Origin of the sequence: Nonomuraea sp. NPDC026600, from assembly GCF_040638335.1 — a bacterium.
Classification (GTDB): domain Bacteria; phylum Actinomycetota; class Actinomycetes; order Streptosporangiales; family Streptosporangiaceae; genus Nonomuraea.
In genome coordinates this window covers 363,629-379,824 of record NZ_JBEZYD010000005.1, presented here as the reverse complement: position 1 = coordinate 379,824, position 16,196 = coordinate 363,629, and the positions used below count along the sequence as shown (strand labels likewise).

Genomic DNA, 16,196 nt, shown 5'->3' with positions numbered 1-16,196 from the left:
CGTGCGGCTCGACCCCGTCACATTGGAGATCGTCGGCAACAGGCTGAGCGCCCTGACCGAGGAGATGTGCCTGACGCTGCAGCGTACGAGCCGGTCTCTGTACGTCAAGGAGACCGCGGACTTCTGCTGCGCGCTCGCCGGCCTCGACGGCGGCTTCGTCGCGTACCCGCGTGGCATCGGGGTGTCGGGGTTCGTCGGGCTGAACCTCCTGGAGGCCGTACGGCGTGCCGAGCCCCTGGAGCCCGGCGACGTGATCATCACCAACGACCCGTACCGGTCCGGCGGCCTCGCCACCCACCTCACCGACATCCAGGTCATCGAGCCGTACTTCCATGAAGGTGCGGTGGTCGGCTACGGCTGGGCGTTCATCCACTGCTCGGACATCGGCGGCCGGGTGCCGAGCAGCCTGTCGCCGATCAACGACGAGATCTACCAGGAGGGCCTGCAGATCCCGCCGGTCAAGCTGGTACGGGCGGGCGAGCCCAGTCGTGACGTGGAGGCGCTGATCGCGGCCAACAGCCGCACGCCGGAGGCCAACCTGGGCGACATCCGGGCCATGCTCGCCGCCCTGCGCACTGGCCGCGAACGGCTCGCGGGCGTCATCGCCCAGCACGGCGTGGACACGGTGCTCGCGGCCCAGGACGACCTGGTCGCGTACACCGCGGGCAAGGCCCGGGCCGCCCTGTCCCGGCTCGACGACGGTACCTACCGGTTCGTCGACTACCTCGACGACGACGCGGTCTCCAGCATCCCGGTACGCCTGTCGGTCACCGCGACCCTCGACGCGGGCAACCTGCACCTCGACTTCACCGGTACGGATCCGCAGGTCGCCGCGGCCTTCAACATCGCGACCCTGGGCAAACCGCACGCCTGGATCACCACCCGGGTGCTCGCGCTCATCTGCACCCTGGACCCGGGCATCGCGCTCAACTCCGGCCTCATCCAGCCGATCAGCGTCACCACGCCGGAGGGTTCGCTGGTCAACCCGGTGCGCCCGGCCGCCGTGGGCGTACGCCACGCCTCCGCGTCCCGCGTCAACGACGCCGTCGGCGGCGCGCTCGGACTCGCCGCCCCGGAGATCCTCCCGGCTGCCTCCAGCGGCCTGGTGGTCCCTGTCGTGGTCGCCGAGCTGCAGAACGTCCAGGTACTGGAGCCGATGGTCGGCGGAACCGGCGCCCGCGACGGCTCCGACGGCGTGGACGGCCGTGACAGCGGCATCTCCAACCTGTCCAACAATCCGGTGGAGACGGTCGAGACGGAGATCGGCGTCGAGATCCTCCGCTACGGCCTGCGAACGGACTCCGGCGGCGCCGGTCGCTGGCGCGGCGGCTGCGGTCTCGAACTGACCTTCCGCGTAGTGGAGGACGGCTCGAAACTGCTGGCCCGGGGGCTGGAACGACTCTGCTTCCGCCCGTGGGGGGTACGCGGCGGCGGCCCCGGAGAGCCCACCGAACTGATCGTCAACCCGGGCACGCTCCGGGAACGCCGGCATCTCAAGATCGATGTGCTGCCGCTGGAACGTGGCGACGTCGTCACCCTCCTGACCTCGGGCGCGGGCGGCTACGGCGACCCGTACACCAGGGACCCCGCCGCCGTCCTGCGCGACGTGGAACGCGGCGTGGTCTCGCGCGAGGCCGCGGCCCGCGAGTACGGCGTGGTGCTGAACGACCGCGCCAACGACCGTGCTGACGGACTTGCTGGCGGACTCGCCGTCGACGAGGCCGCCACGGCCGCGGCCCGCCTGCTCGACCGCCGCGAGGGCTTCGGATTCGGGCCGGAACGGCAGGCGTGGGAGTCCGTCTTCGACATCGGCACCGTCGACCGCCTGGTGGCCGCCCTGTTCCGCCTCCCGCCGCCGGCCCGCGGGCCGCGCCGTACCGCGCTGTACAACGCCGTACTCCGCGAACTGCCCGGCGACTTCCCCCGAACGGCGCCCGCCCCCGACCGGCTCGACACCGTCCGACGTACGCTCGCCAAGGAGATCGTCGCGCTGGAGGGGGCGGTATGAGCCGGATCGACGCGGTGCTGACCCGGCTCGACGACACGGCGCAAGCCGAGCTCGCCACCCTCTACCGGGACCTGCACCAGCACCCCGAGCCCGCCTTCGAGGAGAAGCGCACCGCGCGCATCGCGGCCGATCGCCTCCGCGAGTCCGGATTCGAGGTACATACCGGCGTCGGCGGCACCGGCGTGGTGGGCGTGCTCCGCAACGGCGAGGGCCCGGCCGTCGCGCTGCGGGCCGACATGGACGCCCTGCCGGTCCTGGAACGGACCGGCCTGCCGTACGCGAGCACCGAGAACGGCCTCATGCACGCCTGCGGCCACGACATGCACGTGACCTGCCTGTCCGGTGCCGCGCACCTGCTGGCGGCGGCCCGCGACCAGTGGCAGGGCACGCTCGTGGCGCTGTTCCAGCCAGCGGAGGAGATCGCCGCCGGGGCTCAGGCCATGGTGGACGACGGGCTGTTCGACCTGACCGGCCGGCTGTCCGTCGTACTCGGCCAGCATGTCTTCCCCCGCCCCGCGGGCACGGTGTTCATCCGGCCGGGAGAGATCCTGGGCGCCGCCGACAGCATCGAGATCCGCCTGTACGGCAGAGGCGGGCACAGCTCCCAGCCGGAACGTACCGTCGACCCCGTGGTCCTGGCCGCCGCCATCGTGATGCGCCTGCAGACCGTCGTCTCCCGCGAGGTGTCCCCCTTCGAACGCGCGGTGCTGACAGTGGCCCAGATCCACGCGGGTCACAAGGAGAACGTCATCGCGGACGAGGCGTCCATCACGCTCAACATCCGCACGTTCTCCCCCGAGGTCCGCCGCAGGCTCCTGGCCGCGATCGAACGCGTCGTCAACGCCGAGGCCACGGCGTCCGGCGCGCCCCGCCCACCCTCGTTCCGCACGCTCAACGCCTTCCCCCTGACCGCCAACGACCCCGCCGCCACCGTCCGCCTGACCGAAGCCTTCACCACCCGCTTCGGCCCCGCCGGGGTGGCCGACATGGCGCCGATGATGGGCAGCGAGGACTTCGGCGTCTTCGGCACCGCCGCCGGCGCCCCCTCCGTCTTCTGGGGCCTCGGCAGCGCCGACCCATCTCGGTACGCCCGCGCCGAGCAGGCGGGCCGCCTGGGCGAGGACGTCCCTGGCAACCACTCCCCCTTCTTCGCCCCCTTGATCTTCCCCACGTTGCCGATGGGCGTCGAAGCCCTGGTCACCGCCGCCCTCACCTGGCTGAACCGGCGATCACCTTGATGCACGGCGCCGGAGCACCGTCAGACGTCTCTCCTTCTCATTTCGTTCAGACTTCGCAGGTACGCCGCCACGCGGTGCTTGCCGCCGTGCTCGGCCCAGCCGAGCGGGGTCGAGTCGTACGCGATGTCCTTGATCGTGGGGTCGGCGCCGAGCTCGATCAGTGTCCTGGCCGTCTCGACGTCGTCGTTCCAGGCCGCCGCGTGCAGCGGGGTGGAACGACGCAGGTGGTTCACGTCGAAGCCGAGACCGGCGAGTAGTCGCACCGCCGCGGGCTTGCGCTGCTCGGCTGCGCTGCTGATCAGCCCGGGGGATCGGGCGAGCGCTCGCGCCAGCGGTTCGGGGCCGAAGCCGGCCACCGCGTCGGCGTCGGCGCGCATGCAGGCGGCGGTGAACGCCTCCATCTCGTCCAGTGCCGCCGAGCCACCCGCCGCGGCGAGCGCCTCCGCAACCTCGGTGTGTCCGTTCAGCAGGGCGAGCTCGTAGGGTGTGCGTCCGCCGTACGCCGGATGCCCACCCAGGCCGTTCACCTCGGCGCCGTGTGCCAGAAGCAGCCGGGCCCGCTGCGGGCAGCCCCGCAGTGCGGCGGTGGCCAGTTCGTCGCGCAGCAACTGCCGCGGGGACTGCAACGTCGGACCCATCCGGGCATGCCACGGCCCGCCGTCACCGCGGCCCAGTCCGAACTCCAGCAGCAGCTCAAGGTGGGTGGTGTCGTCGGGGCAGGCGCCGCCGAGCCCGAGGTTGTACAGGCTCTGGCTGTCGTTGGGGTCCGCTCCGGCCTCCAGCAGCAGCCTGGCCAGCGCCAACCCCTGCGGATGCGGCGGCTGGTGGCCCTCTCCCCCGCCGAACGCGCCGGTGAGCGCGGTGAACGGCGAGGGCAGCCCGTCCCACAGGAATCCGGCGTTCGGATCGGCGCCGTGCTTGAGAAGGAGCCGGGCCGCGGTCACATAGCTGCCGGGAGTGTCGAGGCGCGCGTAGGCCAGGTACAGCAGCGGCTCCCACTCGAACGGGCCGCCCTGTGCCCGGGCCAGCCCCGGGTTCTCGGCCAAGGCATCGGCCAGCGCATCGGCTGAGCCGGTGGCCGCCATCGTGAAGACGTTCGTGGTGGGCAGCCGTGGATGCCGGGCCAGCAGCAGGTCGGCGTCCTCGGTCCGGCCCGGGTAGTCCGTGCCGTAGGTGAGGCAGGCGAGCCGCAGGAACTCCTCCGGCAACTCTTCCCTCGGCGCGACCCGGTGCGGCGACCGGGAATAGCGCTCGACGGTGCCGATGTGCTCTTTCAACCTGGGCCAGCTCGCGAAGCCGTACATGCGGGCGGTGACGAGTTGCGCGTCGGACAGCTTGAGCGTCTCCGGCGTTCGGGGATGGAACTCTGTGATGAGCCCGAGCGCCTCAGGAACTCCCGCCCGCACGTCCTGCATGAGTGTCTTGGCCTGCTTGCGGAGCCGTTCGAGGCTGGGGTTGTCGGGCAGGCGATGGACAGGCATGAAAGCCTCCTTTCCGTCTGGCCTGAGGTCCGCATGATCAGGCTGGAAAAGAGGTCGGGCCGGGTCGTTCGATGAGCATCAGGTGGGCTTTGCCCTTCCCGCGGATCGGTGGCGCCCTGAGCGCGCACCACCCAGCCTACTGTTCATCGCAGCCGGGCGCCTTCAGCTGACCGGTGAGTCACCGCGCCAGCCGTCCCAGCAGGCCGGACGCGGCTGTGATGCCGATCGCCGAGGCCGCGAGCAGCACCACGAAGTCCAGCGGCAGGTCCGAGGGGATGCCGAGCAGCAGCCCGCGCAGCGCGTCGACCTCGTAGCTGAGCGGGTTGATCACGCTGATGTACCGCAGCCAGTCGGGCATGGCCGTGGTCGGGTAGAGGGCGTTGGACGCGAAGAACAGCGGCATCGTGATGGCCTGCCCGATCCCCATCAGCCGGTCGCGGGTCAGCACGATCCCGGCGATCGTCACCGACAGGCAGGAGAAGAACGCCGAGCCGAGCAGCACGACCACGATCACACCGGCCAGGCGCAGTGGGTTCCAGGTCATGCTCACACCCAGCAGCGCGGCGATGAGCACCACGACCACCGCCTGGATCATCGCTTTCACCCCGGCGGCGAACGCCTTGCCGGTGACCAGCGCGACACGCGGGGTCGGCGTGACCAGGAGCTTGGTCAGGACGCCCGAGTCGCGTTCCCAGATGATCTGGATGCCGTAGAAGATGGCGATGAACATGGTGGACTGGGCGATGATCCCGGGGGCCAGATAGTCCAGGTACGGGATGCCGCCGGTCGGGATCACCTTGATGCGGGTGAAGGTCTCGCCGAAGATCAGCAGCCACAGGGCGGGCTGGACCGCGCGGGTGTACAGCTCGGTGCGATCGTGGCGCAGCTTCTGCAACTCCACCACGCACATCGCGGTGACCCTGGCGGGCAGCAGGCGCCACCCCGTGCGGGGGCGCGGCGGATCGCTGCTCTCGGGCAACAAGGGCAATGCGCTCAAGACAGTCACCAGCGTCGTCGTCATAGAGCAACTGAGCGTAGACATCGCGAGCGGTCCCGAGCTCCGCGGGACTACCCCCGAAGGCCGCACGGTTCCATTTCGGGTTCCCCAGCTCGCGCATGTGCTCATAGACGATCCCCGCACCGGCAAGGGCGCCGGACAGCGCCGTCTTGCTGAACCCCCGCTTACGGGAGATCGGTGTGAGACGAACATCGACCAGCATGGTCACGCCCTCGCGGCCCAGCTGCCCGATGAAACCGTCGAGGTCACATCCCTGGTAGCCGACGCCGACCACGCCAGTTCGCTGATCGTCTGTGAACATGCACCACGCTCTCTCACGCCAGGACGCCGCCGTCACTTCGTTCCCAGAACACGCCGGCAGCGATTCGTCGTCCCATCTCAGGGTCACCGAGGCGGGCGAGGAAGTCGAATCGACCTACACATCGGATGGCGAAGGAGCGGACGAGCGCGAGCGAACCGGAGCTCAGGTTGCGCCGACCATTCAAGGCTCAACCAAGAAGGGCTCGTCGGGGATCGTCGAGCGCATCCAGCAGGGGCACCACGCTGCGTGCGGCGGGTACGTCGTCGACCAGGTGCCAGCGGGCGTTTCGGTCCGGCCAGTACAGCAGCCAGCCGCCCGGATCCTACCGTAGCTGCGCCACCGGGCGGGAGGTCCACTCCTCATCCGGCGTCACCGGCTCCCAGGGAACGCGTCGCTCGACAAGCGTCACGTTGCGTCCACGCACGCCGTACTCCATCCGGACCTGATCGCGCGCATGCTCGGGTACCTTCTCCGCACACCACCGCGCGACGCGAGCCAGATCCGTTTCCGGAACGGAGGAAGCAGCCATCTCAAAAGGCTATCGACCAAGTACGTCTACTGCTCGGCAGGCTTGTCCGGGGGTGGGGCCACAAAGGTACCCAGGCCGCGCACCGAGTAGAGGACGCCCTCTTCGCGAAGACGTTCAAGAACCTTGCGGGCAGTACCGCGGGCCACGCCGAACTCTTGAACGATCTGATGCTCGCTGGGCACAGGTGTATCCACCAGGTACTCGCCATCGGCGATCCGTTCCTTGATGATGTCCGCCACCTGAAGCCACTTGGGCTGATTGAGACGCCACTCGATCACAGCACAGAACGGTAGATCCCCGCACCGAACCGGAAATACCCAGGGGGAACCCTAATTCCCTATGGTGAGGCATGGGGAAGTGATTTAGGATGGTGACGCATTGGCAGGCCCGTCACGACGGAGCAAGCGCCGAGACGGGCCCTTGATCGGACATAGGAGGTCCGACCCATGAGCAACCCAACCACAGACCTACGATTCACGCCCGCGCTGGCCGTCGACATCCGACAGGTGCTGGAGCGGCATGGATACCGGGTCCCCAAGGGCAGTCCACACCTACAGACGCTGGTCCTGAACCGCTCCATGAAGGCACTGCGCGACCTGGTCGAAATCTTCGAGGGACGGACAGCGTGACGTGGCCGAACTCTGGCCTTTCCATGGACCGCATCCGGCGCTGCCGCTGGCCGTACACGAGCACCTGACCTGGTACCCACCCGCGAACCGCACCCATCGCGTACGAGTGACCCAGCACAGCTGCGAGTGCCGGTCGACGCTCTTTGAGCTCTGCCACGCGGCCGGACAGGCGTTCATCCGCAGGACCATCCGGGGCAACGGCAATCCGGTCGTACATGAGACGGACTGGCTGCTCACGGCTACCGCCGACTGCCTCTTCCAACGGATCCTGCTGGGCCAAGCACGCTGAGACCGGCGCGGCGAACGGCGGCGTCACCTGACATCCGTCGTGCCTTCCACCTACGCGAGATTCGAGATTCTCTGCCCCGAACCTGGGAGGATGGCTGTTCCGCATCTTCAGTAACCCGTTCACATCGGCATTTAGCGCCCACTCCAACCGCACCACCAGATACCACAGCCTCACCTACCAGACGCCTCCCATGCAGGAAACGATCAAGCAGAGCCTGGGCGAAGTACGGCTCGATCTGGCCGGTGGATCGCCGCTGCCCAATCTGGGTTCGGGCTTGGCACGGCTGCGCCGGTGGGCCAAACGCAATCCACTGCCCGATGACGAGCCCGGCGGCGTCGACGACCTGATCGAGGAGAGCCGGCAACTCGCTGATCACTGTGCCGAGGCGACCTGGCAGCTCATGGAGGAATAGTGCCGGGTCCCTATCTCGGCCTTCTGGACTGAGTCCACTACAGGTCCGTCACCTCGTTCCTCGATCGTTGGGACCTGACGACAGATCGCTGAGCAGGACGGGTAGGACAAGCTCCTCCTCCACCCGCACCGCGTGGCGTGCCATCGCCTCGGCCAGGGCGGGATCCCACGGTGTCGGACACGGCCGTCCGGTGAGCGATGCCGGAGAGGCCAGCGCGTGGGAGGCCGCCGCCGGAGAGACCCCTGCCCCGGAAGGCACCTCCGAAATGGATCCCGTCGCGGAGAGCCCGGTCGGGGAGAGTCCCATGGCGGAGAGCGCCGCCTCGTAGGCGGCGGTGTCGAAGCGCCAAGGCTCGAAGCCGTACCGGTCGTGGACGGCGGCCGCGATAGCGACGCCGCCCCAGTCGAAATCGCCGTGGTACGCGAACCGCCCGTCGCCCTCCGACAGCAGGTCGAGCAGCCGCCAGACGGCCGCCGAGGGCCGACCGCCACCACAGACCAGCGGCGGGCAGGACGGGCCCAGTTCGTCGGCGGCGCCCGCCACCACCACGGGGTTCTCGCAGATCCGCACCAGCCCGTCAGAGGACAGGGGCCCGTCGTGGCGGCGGAGCTGGCGCAGAGTCAGCACGCAGGGCTCCCCTGCGGCACGGGCCGCTGCCAGCATGCGCCCGGTCGGCGTCCGATCGTCGCCCGGCAGGCCGAGGCAGAGCACCAGCGAGGACAGGTCGTCGAGGTGCACGCCGACGGCCGCCCACGCGGCGCGGCGCGCGTCCGCGCCGCCTTCCCCGGGGTAGGCGCGGCCGGTGAGCGCCTTGGCCGCCGACAGCGCGAGCGTCCCCAACGGTCTCCCCTCGTCCAGGGCGTGGGCGTCACCGGTGGTCTGCGCGGCCAGGCGGCCGATGGGCAGGCCGGGCGACGGCAGCCGCGCCACCACCCCAGCCAGCTGGTCGAGCAGGTGCCGCGCCTGGGCGGGGTCCGGGGCGAGGCGTCTGACCAGGCCGGTGGACTCCAGCCAGGCCCGCCATCCGGCCAGCTCGGGGCGGGCGGCCATAGCGGCGTCGAGCTCTCCGAATGCCTGCCGCCAGGCCGACTCCGACGCCTCCCGTTCCCCGGCCAGGTCGCGCAAGGGGCCGCGGAGCCGTACCACTGCCTCATGGAGGCCGTCCGGGGCGGCGCCGCTGGCACGTAGGACCCGGTCCACTTCCTCCAGGGAGACCGACAGCGAGGTGCCTGTGCCCGCGCGGCGGCCGAGCAGCAGTTCGGCCGCGCGGCGCTGCGCCGCGGAGGCGGTGGAGAGGGTGACCGTGCCCGTGAGGGGACGGCCGCGTTCGAGGCGTTGCCGGGCGCGTTCGACGAGCCACGCCGTCTCCTCACCACCCAACAGCCGCCGCAGCCGCTCCTCACCGGTCAAACCGCTGCTGGTCACACTCCGGCCCGCCGCATCTCCGCCTGTCGCATCCCCGCCTGTCAAAGCAGGCTGTCCTGTACAGCGGAAGAGGTGGCGGAGCCAGGCTCGACGGCATCCGTCATGGCCTGAGGCCGCTCGGCCCGTGTCCGCTCACGTCCGTCCCACCGCCACGGCGTCACCAGCACGGCATCGATCCCGTCCCGCCTGGTCAACTGGCAGATCGCCAACCCCGGCACCGACGGATAGCAACCCCACTCACGCTCACTCGTCATCACGACGTCCATGTCAAAGGTAGCCAGCAGCCCCAGACACTTGGCCCGCGAATCATCATCCACCCCAGCGAACGCCTCATCCAGCGCCACCAACCGCGGCGTGTACGGATTCCCCGCCGACTTGTAGTGCGCCGACGCGGCGGCGAACAACGGAACGGACGCGGCCAGCACCCGCTCACCCCCGGACGCGGGCCCGGTGGCCGGCCGCCACTGCCCGTCCTGGAGCCGCTGGATGGCGAACTCGTGCCAGGTCCGATAGTCCAACGCCCTGGTCAGCGCCTCGGTCCAGCCCGCCGCCGGGTTGTCGGCGTGCTCGCGGGCGATCCGCTCCTGCAGGAACGCCCCGACCGCCGCCCGATCCTCCAGCGACCAGGCATCGACGATCTGCCGCAGCTTGTCCCGTACTCGATCGAGCCCTTCGGGGGCGTTCCTGGCCTGCTTCCACAGCAGGCGCAGTCGCATGCCGGTGGACGTGGGGCGGGCGGCCAGTTCGGCGTTCATCTCGCGGACCTCGGCCTCGGCTGCGGTGATCAGCTCCTGCAGCGTGCCGGCGACCTCGTTGAGCAGGTGGTTCTCCAGGATCTCGCGCTCTTTGGCCGACAGCAGCCGGGCGCGGTGCTCGGTCTCCTCGCCGAGCGCCGCCACCAGGCCGGGCACCTCCCGGGTACGGCCCTGAAAGAGCACGTCCACCACCATGACGCCTTCGCGCAGGGTCAGTCCGACCGAGTGGCCGTGCCTGGCCATGGCGTCGGAGAGCAGTTTGTGCTCCTCTGCGACCTTCTTCTGCACCCGGTCCCAGGGCCCCTCGCCGTCGTCGACGCTCTCAAGCGAAGCATTGACGGTCCTGGCCAGGTGCACGGCGGGGGTGGCCGCCCATTCGGCGGCCGGATCGGGAACGTCGAGCTCGGGCAGCGCGACCCGCATCAGCCCGGTCGCGGCGAACGCCCGGAACTCGCGTACCTCGTCGTCGCGAAGGTCGGCCGCCTCCTTGATCTGGCGGCGCAGGCTCGCGCTGGTGGCCTCGGCGCGGCCCCGCTCGGTCAGTGCCTGCTGCTGGTCGGCTCGGGCCCGCTGTTCCTGTTTCGCGCGTTCGCGCAGTTGGAGGCGTACTTCTTCGAGCCGGCGGAACAACTCTTCCACGGCGGCGCCCGCGGTCGCGGTCAGTTCCCGGTAGGTCTCAGCGGCGGCTTCCGCATGCTCGCGCGCCTCGGCTGCCACCGAGGCCGCCTCCGTCAGCGATTCGCGGGCCTGCGCGAGGTCGTCGGCGGCCTCCCGCGCGGCCTCCGCGGCCGTCCGCGCCGCCTGCGCGGCGGGCCAGAGCTCGGCCAGCGCCAGCCGGTACGCGGCCAGGCCCGCCTTGACCGCGGCCAGTTCCTCCGCGACGACGGGCAGGCCGACGTCACCCGCGAACTCCGCCGCCCGCTCCCGCGCGCCGCCCAGCTCACCCTGCCGGTCCTCCGCGACCCGCTCGGCGTCGCGGTGCTCGGTCGCCAACTGGCCACGCCGCTCGTGCTCCGCGGCCAGCTTGACGTGCGCCTCGCGAACGGCCGCGTCCGGCGGCAAAGCCCGCTGCTCCGCGGCGAGGTCATCCTGGCGTACGACCAGCGCGGCCAGTTCCTCGCGCAAGGCGGTGATCCGCCGGTCGACCCGTTCGAGTTCGGCCCGGAGCGCGGCCAGTCTGGCCCGCCTGGCCGCTTCCCGGGCGCCCTCGCCGATATAGTCGGCGCTGTCCTTGTGCCAGGATCCGGCCAGTACGCCGTTGCCCCACCGGCCGTCGACCGCGACCCACGTCGCCGCGCCCGGCCCCAGCCCGATCGCGGACAGTACGGCCTGTACGGCGGCGTCCGGCAGCGCGGCGGCCCGCGGGTCGGCCCGGTCGACGGCGGGGCGCAGCACGACGGCGCAGGACGGCCCGGGCACCGGCGTCCCCGCCACGATGGTCGTGTCGTCCTCGGCCAGGAGGGTTCCGGCGGGGGTCAGCCAGGCGTCGAGGATGCCCGCCGCTTCCAGCGCCGCCTCCAGCCCGGCCCGGTGCTCGGCGGGCACCGCGTCCGCGAAGTCCACGGCCCGCCACAGGGGTGCGCCCGGACGGCCATCGCGGGCGGCACCGCGGGTGTGCGGCACGGGCGGGGCGTCGTGACCGCCCGCCTCCAGCCTGACGATCTCCTCCCCCAGTTCCCGGGCCGTCTGGCGGGCCGTGGTCAGTGCCGCGTCCAGTTCGGCGCCGTGGCGGGCGAGCGCGGCGGTGGCGGCGCGGACGGCGTCGTTGACGGCGGCTTCCGCCGGATTGGCCCCGTCCGCGGTGCTCGCCCAGGCCGCCAGCGCGGCGAGCACGCCGTCGGGGTCCTCCAGCCGGAGCTCGGTCAGTCCGGCCAGGTAGAGCGTGTACGCCTGGACAAGCTCGGTGATCCTGGTGGCCGTGGCCTCTTCCGCGGCGGCGATGCGTACGGCCGACGCCTGGAGTTCGCCGGTCAGCCGGTCCACTTCCGCGCGGGCCGCGGCCAGCCGGGTCTCGGCCTGAGCGACGGCGTGGAGCAGCCGTTCGAGCTCGGCCACGGCCTGTTCCTGCCGGGTGGCGAGCGCCTCAGCCGCCGGCCTGTCCAGCGACTCACCAGGCAACCCGGCCTCGCGCGGCTCTCCGGGCGACCTGGCCTCGCGCGGCTCGCTGGGCGACCCGGCCTCGCGCGGCTCGCTGGGCGACCTGGGCGACCTGGGCAACCGGGCCTCGCGGGCCGCCCGCGCCGTCTGCTCCTGGGCGGCTGTCAGCGCGGTCGCCGCCTGGTCGGCCTTGAGCTGGGTCGTGTCCGCCCGCCCGTGCATCTTGTCGGCCTGCAGGGTCAGGCGGTCGCGATCGCGGTCGGCGCGGCTCGCGTGCTCGCCCAGCCGCCGGGCTTCCTCGCCGGCCTGCTTGAGCCGCTCGGCGGAGCGCATCTCCGGGCTCTCCTGGAGGGCGTTCCGGCGGGCCTCCAACTGGTTCTGCCGCGTGGCCAGGTCCGAGAGCTGGTCGTCGAGGTTCTCCAGCCTGGCTTCCGCGGCGGCCTGCCGGGCTTCCGCCTCGCCCAGGTCACGGCCCAGATGTTCGTAACGGCTGTGCGCCAGGCGGGGGCCGGCGGCCTTGCGCTTGGCGGCGATGGTGGCGTACCGGCGGTAATGGGTGAGGAACGCGGCCGCGGCGGCGCGGGCCTCCTCCAGCCCGCGCAGGGCGTCGCGCTCCTCGTCCAGGCCGCGGAAGGCCTCGGCGACGGTGGCGATCAGGGCGGGGCTGAGCGGCGGCAGTGCCTCGGTGAGGGCCCTGGACAGCAGCTTCTCGTCCGGTTTCTTGGACAGCTGGGGCTGGCGGAGCTGGATGAGCAGGTTGACCAGCGCCTCGTAGCGGTATTCGCCGAGGCCGAACATCGCCTCGTCCACCGCCCGCCGATAGTCGGCCGCCCGGTCGTACACCATGCCCTGGCCCTCGACGGCCTCGCGCAGCTTCTCCCTGGTCAGCACCACCCCGGTGGCGGACAGCAGGTGCAGGTCGAGGCCGGGCCGCTGGGGCGTGACGAAGAACCAGTGCCGGACGATGCCACGGTCCTTGACCGCCTTGAGCCCGCAGCCGATCGTACGGAACTCGCGGGTGCCGTCGGCGGCGCGGCGGCCGAACTCCAGCCAGGCGTAGCCCAGCCGCTCGGCATGCGGGTGTTTGCCGCCGAGCAGGAGGTTCCACTCCATCCGCTTCTGCCGGTCGCCGTCGGGTTCGACCCGGTGCGGGGCCAGCTCGCCGTCCAGCAGGAACGGCAGGGTCAGGGCCAGCACCTTGGACTTGCCCGTGCCGTTGTTGCCGCGCAGCAGCAGCCGCCCGTCGTGGAAGTGGAACTCCTCCACGTCGTAGTAGAACAGGTCGACCAGGCCGGCACGCAGCGGCTTCCAGCGTTCTGAGGTGGGCTGGGGGAGCATCACGATCCTTTGACAACGGGTGCGTCGAGGGCGTAGCGGGCGATCGCCGGCAGCCCGGCGACCGTGTCGTGGCGGACTTCGGCCAGGCGCAGCGCGGTCAGCTTGCCCAGCGCCGTGGCCAGCAGCCCGTCCTCGGCGCCCGGCTCGGTCACGCCCTTGCGCCAGAAGGACGTGTGATCACGGGCGGCCTGCCGGACGAAACTCCTGAGCTCCTCCATGCTCTGCTCGCCGCGCGCGGCGAGCAGTTCGGCCACCAGCAACGTGAGGTGGCCGTCGGTACGCTGCTCGGGCATGCGTACGTCGGTCAGCTCGTCGTCGGGATCGGCCATCGCGATGCCCTCGGCGCGGACCTCGGCGACCAGGCCGGTGGCCTCCTCGATCCGGCGGGTGATCGCGTGCCGCTGGGAGGTCAGGTAAGCGCGTTCGGCCTCGTCGAGATCGGTGTAGTAGACGACGGGATCCTCCAGGAGCCGCCGGGTGAGGCGGCGGCGCAGCGCCTGGTTGCGCAGGTCGTCGGTGTCGGCGACCGGCTCGGCCGCCAGCTCCGCGATCCGCTCGCCGAAGGACTCGGCGGTGATGGTGGACGGGCCGCGGGTGCCCGTGAGCAGGGCGGCCAGCACCGGCCTGCGTACGTCGTACAGAACGTCGCCGGTGGCCGACAGGTAGGCGTCCTCGTCGCCCGCGACCTTGCGCAGCACTCCCCAGTCGATGAGCGTGCGCACCACGGCCACCAGGTCGGCCCGCTCCTGGCGGCTGTCCAGGGTGAAGGCGAAGTCCAGCTCCGGCTCCGCCGCCGCGCTCAGCACCTCTTCGGCGAGCCCGCCGAGCGTGGTCTGCGCGTCGGCCCGTTCCAGCATGGCGAGGGCCAGACAGAGCACCACATAGCGCCGCCTTCCGTACGGCTCGCCGGCCCTCCCGCGCGCGGGATGGGTGGCGTCGGACGGGTCCGGGGCCGTCTTGAACAGCCGCGCGTTCTCGGAGTCGACGACCAGCCGCCAGCCCGTCTCGCGGGTCAGCCAGTCGCGTAGCTCGCTCAGATGGCGCCGGACCAGCACCAGCTTGTCCGGGTCGCGCAGCAGCGGGGCGGCCAGCAGGGCGCGCAGCGCGGTACGCCGCTGGGCCTGCTCCTCCTCCGGCGTCACGGCGCCACCATCAGGTCGGTGATCTCGACGACGTGCTCCGGCCCGGTCAGTACGCCGTCGTCGGTACGGATCTCGACCAGGTCACCGCCGGGGACCAGCGCCAGCCGTACCTCAAGAGAGCCGTCGCTCGTCACGGTCTTCACCTCGACGTCGTCCGGGTGCCGCGCTGCCAGCGCGTCGCCCAGCAGACCGAGGAAGAGCCGGAACGCGCGCGGATCGAGCACGTCCAGCTCCGACAGCAGCACCGGCCCGTCCGTACGCAGCCGCGCCCGCGCCGCGGCGGTCTCGGCCGCCTCACGCTCGGCCTGCTCCAGCAGCAGCCGGCGGGCCCGCGTGCGGTCGGTCACCTTGTTCGGCTTGCCCCGCCGCTCATAGGAGCCGGTACGGCGCAGCTGCGGCGAGATCCTGATCGGCGGCGCCTGCGCCCAGGGCGTGGCGGCGGGGACGTCCTGCCATTCATCCAGCGTGGACGCGGTGACGCTCAGATGCCGAGCCGAGCTCAGCCCGAACGCCGCCCGCCAGAGCCGGTGCATCGACGCCTCGTCGGGCGCCTCGGCGAACCAGCGGGCCAGCGTACGGAAGTCGGCCGTACGGTCGGAGCGGCCCGCCCGCCGCTCGTTGAGCAGCCCGACCGTGTCGATGAGCTGCTTGATCGCGGTCACCGCCGCCTGCCGCAGCAGCCGGGCCTGCGAAGGGTGGCCGGCATCTTGGGAGACGAACCAGTCCGTCAGCCCGCGCCACCGGTTCTGCCACGAGCCGAGCGCCTTCTCCTGGGCCTGCCCCTGATCCGCACCGTCCGGCACCGCGTCGGCGGCCTCGCGCCGGGCGGCCAGCACCAGCAGCCGCTCGTGATCGCTGCCCTCCAGCTCGACGAGCAGCGCCGCGATCCGCGCACCCGAGTTGGCCAGGTCGGCGATGAACCGGTTGATGTAGTCGATCAGCCGCTCCTTGTAGGCGACGAACCCGTCCACGTCACCGTCGGAGAAGTCGATGGCCCGCCGGAGCGACGCCATGAACGCCTGCGCGTTGTCGGCCAGCGAGGAGAACCGCTCGGCCAGCGACAGCAACAGCAGGTGCACCCTCGCGGGATCGGGCTCGTCCTCCCTGGCCAGCAGGGCCAGCGACTGCAACTGCTCGGCGATGTCGGCCAGCGCCACCGACTGCAGCGAGCCGCGCCGCCCGATCGCCTCCTCGTAGAACGCGATGGCCTGTTCGGCGGCCTGACCGGCCGGGGTGAGCTGGAACAGCAGCCGTTTGCGGTGAAACTCCTCGACCGTGGTCACCCGGCCGGTGTCGGCGTCGGCGCGCAGGTTGCCCCACTCCACGAGCTTGTCCAGCGCGCCCGCCAACTGCTCGTCACTGTCACGCCCCAGTTCGACGGCCACGTCCTCGGGACGCAGATGCACGATGAACCGCTCTTTGGCGCTGACGAAGGTGCGCAGCACGTCGCGGTAGAGGGCGGCATTCGGCGCACTCAGATGCGCGAAAGGCTGAGGCTCCTGGGCCGACGAGGACATGAGGTCAAGTGTCCCTC

14 protein-coding genes and 1 pseudogene are annotated in these 16,196 nt (G+C 71.3%); 5 read left to right on the top strand and 10 right to left on the bottom strand.

Annotated elements, in window-relative coordinates; genetic code table 11:
- The first annotated feature begins 1 nt into the window (after position 1).
- Both AB0F17_RS14795 and AB0F17_RS14790 read left to right on the top strand, forming a co-directional pair.
- Positions 2 to 2,008 carry a hydantoinase B/oxoprolinase family protein gene (locus AB0F17_RS14795; RefSeq protein WP_358021868.1) on the top strand — a complete coding sequence of 669 codons (2,007 nt, stop codon included), beginning with the start codon at positions 2 to 4 and terminating at the stop codon, positions 2,006 to 2,008.
- Positions 2,005 to 3,246 (top strand): amidohydrolase, encoded by a 1,242-nt coding sequence (locus tag AB0F17_RS14790; protein WP_358021865.1) that lies wholly within the window; start codon positions 2,005 to 2,007, stop codon positions 3,244 to 3,246. Before AB0F17_RS14795 ends, AB0F17_RS14790 begins: the two co-directional genes overlap by 4 nt.
- 20 nt (positions 3,247 to 3,266) lie before the next feature.
- Here AB0F17_RS14790 and AB0F17_RS14785 read toward each other — a convergent pair whose 3' ends face one another.
- From AB0F17_RS14785 to AB0F17_RS14760, 6 genes and pseudogenes are all read right to left on the bottom strand, one after another.
- Entirely contained in the window at positions 3,267 to 4,727 is a 1,461-nt protein-coding gene (locus AB0F17_RS14785; RefSeq protein ID WP_358021862.1) for an ankyrin repeat domain-containing protein, read from the bottom strand.
- Between the two features lie 178 nt (positions 4,728 to 4,905).
- Positions 4,906 to 5,724: an ABC transporter permease gene (locus AB0F17_RS14780; RefSeq protein ID WP_358021859.1), complete on the bottom strand. Its 819-nt coding sequence runs from the start codon at positions 5,722 to 5,724 to the stop codon at positions 4,906 to 4,908.
- A gap of 28 nt (positions 5,725 to 5,752) precedes the next feature.
- Positions 5,753 to 5,947, bottom strand: a pseudogene (locus AB0F17_RS14775) (DUF488 domain-containing protein); the annotation flags it as partial.
- 286 nt (positions 5,948 to 6,233) lie between these two features.
- On the bottom strand, positions 6,234 to 6,317 hold the full coding sequence (locus AB0F17_RS14770; RefSeq protein WP_358022358.1) for a hypothetical protein: 84 nt from the start codon (positions 6,315 to 6,317) through the stop codon (positions 6,234 to 6,236).
- A 51-nt stretch (positions 6,318 to 6,368) separates the two neighbouring features.
- Positions 6,369 to 6,575, bottom strand: a complete 207-nt coding sequence (locus AB0F17_RS14765) for a hypothetical protein (protein WP_358021856.1) — start codon at positions 6,573 to 6,575, stop codon at positions 6,369 to 6,371.
- Positions 6,576 to 6,601: 26 nt separating this feature from the next.
- Positions 6,602 to 6,853 (bottom strand): GntR family transcriptional regulator, encoded by a 252-nt coding sequence (locus tag AB0F17_RS14760; protein WP_358021853.1) that lies wholly within the window; start codon positions 6,851 to 6,853, stop codon positions 6,602 to 6,604.
- A gap of 168 nt (positions 6,854 to 7,021) precedes the next feature.
- Between AB0F17_RS14760 and AB0F17_RS14755 the strand changes: the two genes are divergently transcribed.
- From AB0F17_RS14755 to AB0F17_RS14745, 3 genes are all read left to right on the top strand, one after another.
- Positions 7,022 to 7,204, top strand: a complete 183-nt coding sequence (locus tag AB0F17_RS14755; protein ID WP_358021850.1) for a hypothetical protein — start codon at positions 7,022 to 7,024, stop codon at positions 7,202 to 7,204.
- Between the two features lies 1 nt (position 7,205).
- The gene (locus AB0F17_RS14750) at positions 7,206 to 7,493 is read left to right on the top strand and encodes a hypothetical protein (RefSeq protein WP_358021847.1); all 288 of its coding nucleotides are present in this window, start codon (positions 7,206 to 7,208) and stop codon (positions 7,491 to 7,493) included.
- 190 nt (positions 7,494 to 7,683) lie between these two features.
- Positions 7,684 to 7,905, top strand: a complete 222-nt coding sequence (locus AB0F17_RS14745) for a hypothetical protein (RefSeq protein WP_358021844.1) — start codon at positions 7,684 to 7,686, stop codon at positions 7,903 to 7,905.
- A 48-nt stretch (positions 7,906 to 7,953) separates the two neighbouring features.
- On the opposite strand, the gene AB0F17_RS14740 is transcribed toward AB0F17_RS14745, so the two are convergent.
- From AB0F17_RS14740 to AB0F17_RS14725, 4 genes are read right to left on the bottom strand one after another with little or no spacing between them, the layout of a single operon-like run.
- Positions 7,954 to 9,330 carry a TIGR02679 family protein gene (locus AB0F17_RS14740; RefSeq protein WP_358021841.1) on the bottom strand — a complete coding sequence of 459 codons (1,377 nt, stop codon included), beginning with the start codon at positions 9,328 to 9,330 and terminating at the stop codon, positions 7,954 to 7,956.
- A gap of 41 nt (positions 9,331 to 9,371) precedes the next feature.
- On the bottom strand, positions 9,372 to 13,520 hold the full coding sequence (locus tag AB0F17_RS14735) for a TIGR02680 family protein (protein WP_358021838.1): 4,149 nt from the start codon (positions 13,518 to 13,520) through the stop codon (positions 9,372 to 9,374).
- The gene (locus AB0F17_RS14730; RefSeq protein WP_358021835.1) at positions 13,520 to 14,662 is read right to left on the bottom strand and encodes a TIGR02678 family protein; all 1,143 of its coding nucleotides are present in this window, start codon (positions 14,660 to 14,662) and stop codon (positions 13,520 to 13,522) included. Before AB0F17_RS14730 ends, AB0F17_RS14735 begins: the two co-directional genes overlap by 1 nt.
- Positions 14,659 to 16,179, bottom strand: coding sequence for a TIGR02677 family protein (locus AB0F17_RS14725; RefSeq protein WP_358021832.1), 1,521 nt, complete (start codon positions 16,177 to 16,179; stop codon positions 14,659 to 14,661). The genes AB0F17_RS14730 and AB0F17_RS14725 overlap by 4 nt, the downstream gene beginning before the upstream one ends.
- Between the last annotated feature and the right edge of the window lie 17 nt (positions 16,180 to 16,196).

What these genes read in the sequence shown, in the direction of transcription:
- AB0F17_RS14790 (WP_358021865.1), top strand. Translation starts at nt 2,005, where the DNA reads ATGAGCCGGATCGACGCGGTGCTGACCCGGCTCGACGACACGGCGCAA.
- AB0F17_RS14785 (WP_358021862.1), bottom strand. Translation starts at nt 4,727, where the DNA reads ATGCCTGTCCATCGCCTGCCCGACAACCCCAGCCTCGAACGGCTCCGC.
- AB0F17_RS14765 (WP_358021856.1), bottom strand. Translation starts at nt 6,575, where the DNA reads ATGGCTGCTTCCTCCGTTCCGGAAACGGATCTGGCTCGCGTCGCGCGG.
- AB0F17_RS14755 (WP_358021850.1), top strand. Translation starts at nt 7,022, where the DNA reads ATGAGCAACCCAACCACAGACCTACGATTCACGCCCGCGCTGGCCGTC.
- AB0F17_RS14745 (WP_358021844.1), top strand. Translation starts at nt 7,684, where the DNA reads ATGCAGGAAACGATCAAGCAGAGCCTGGGCGAAGTACGGCTCGATCTG.
- AB0F17_RS14735 (WP_358021838.1), bottom strand. Translation starts at nt 13,520, where the DNA reads ATGCTCCCCCAGCCCACCTCAGAACGCTGGAAGCCGCTGCGTGCCGGC.
- AB0F17_RS14725 (WP_358021832.1), bottom strand. Translation starts at nt 16,179, where the DNA reads ATGTCCTCGTCGGCCCAGGAGCCTCAGCCTTTCGCGCATCTGAGTGCG.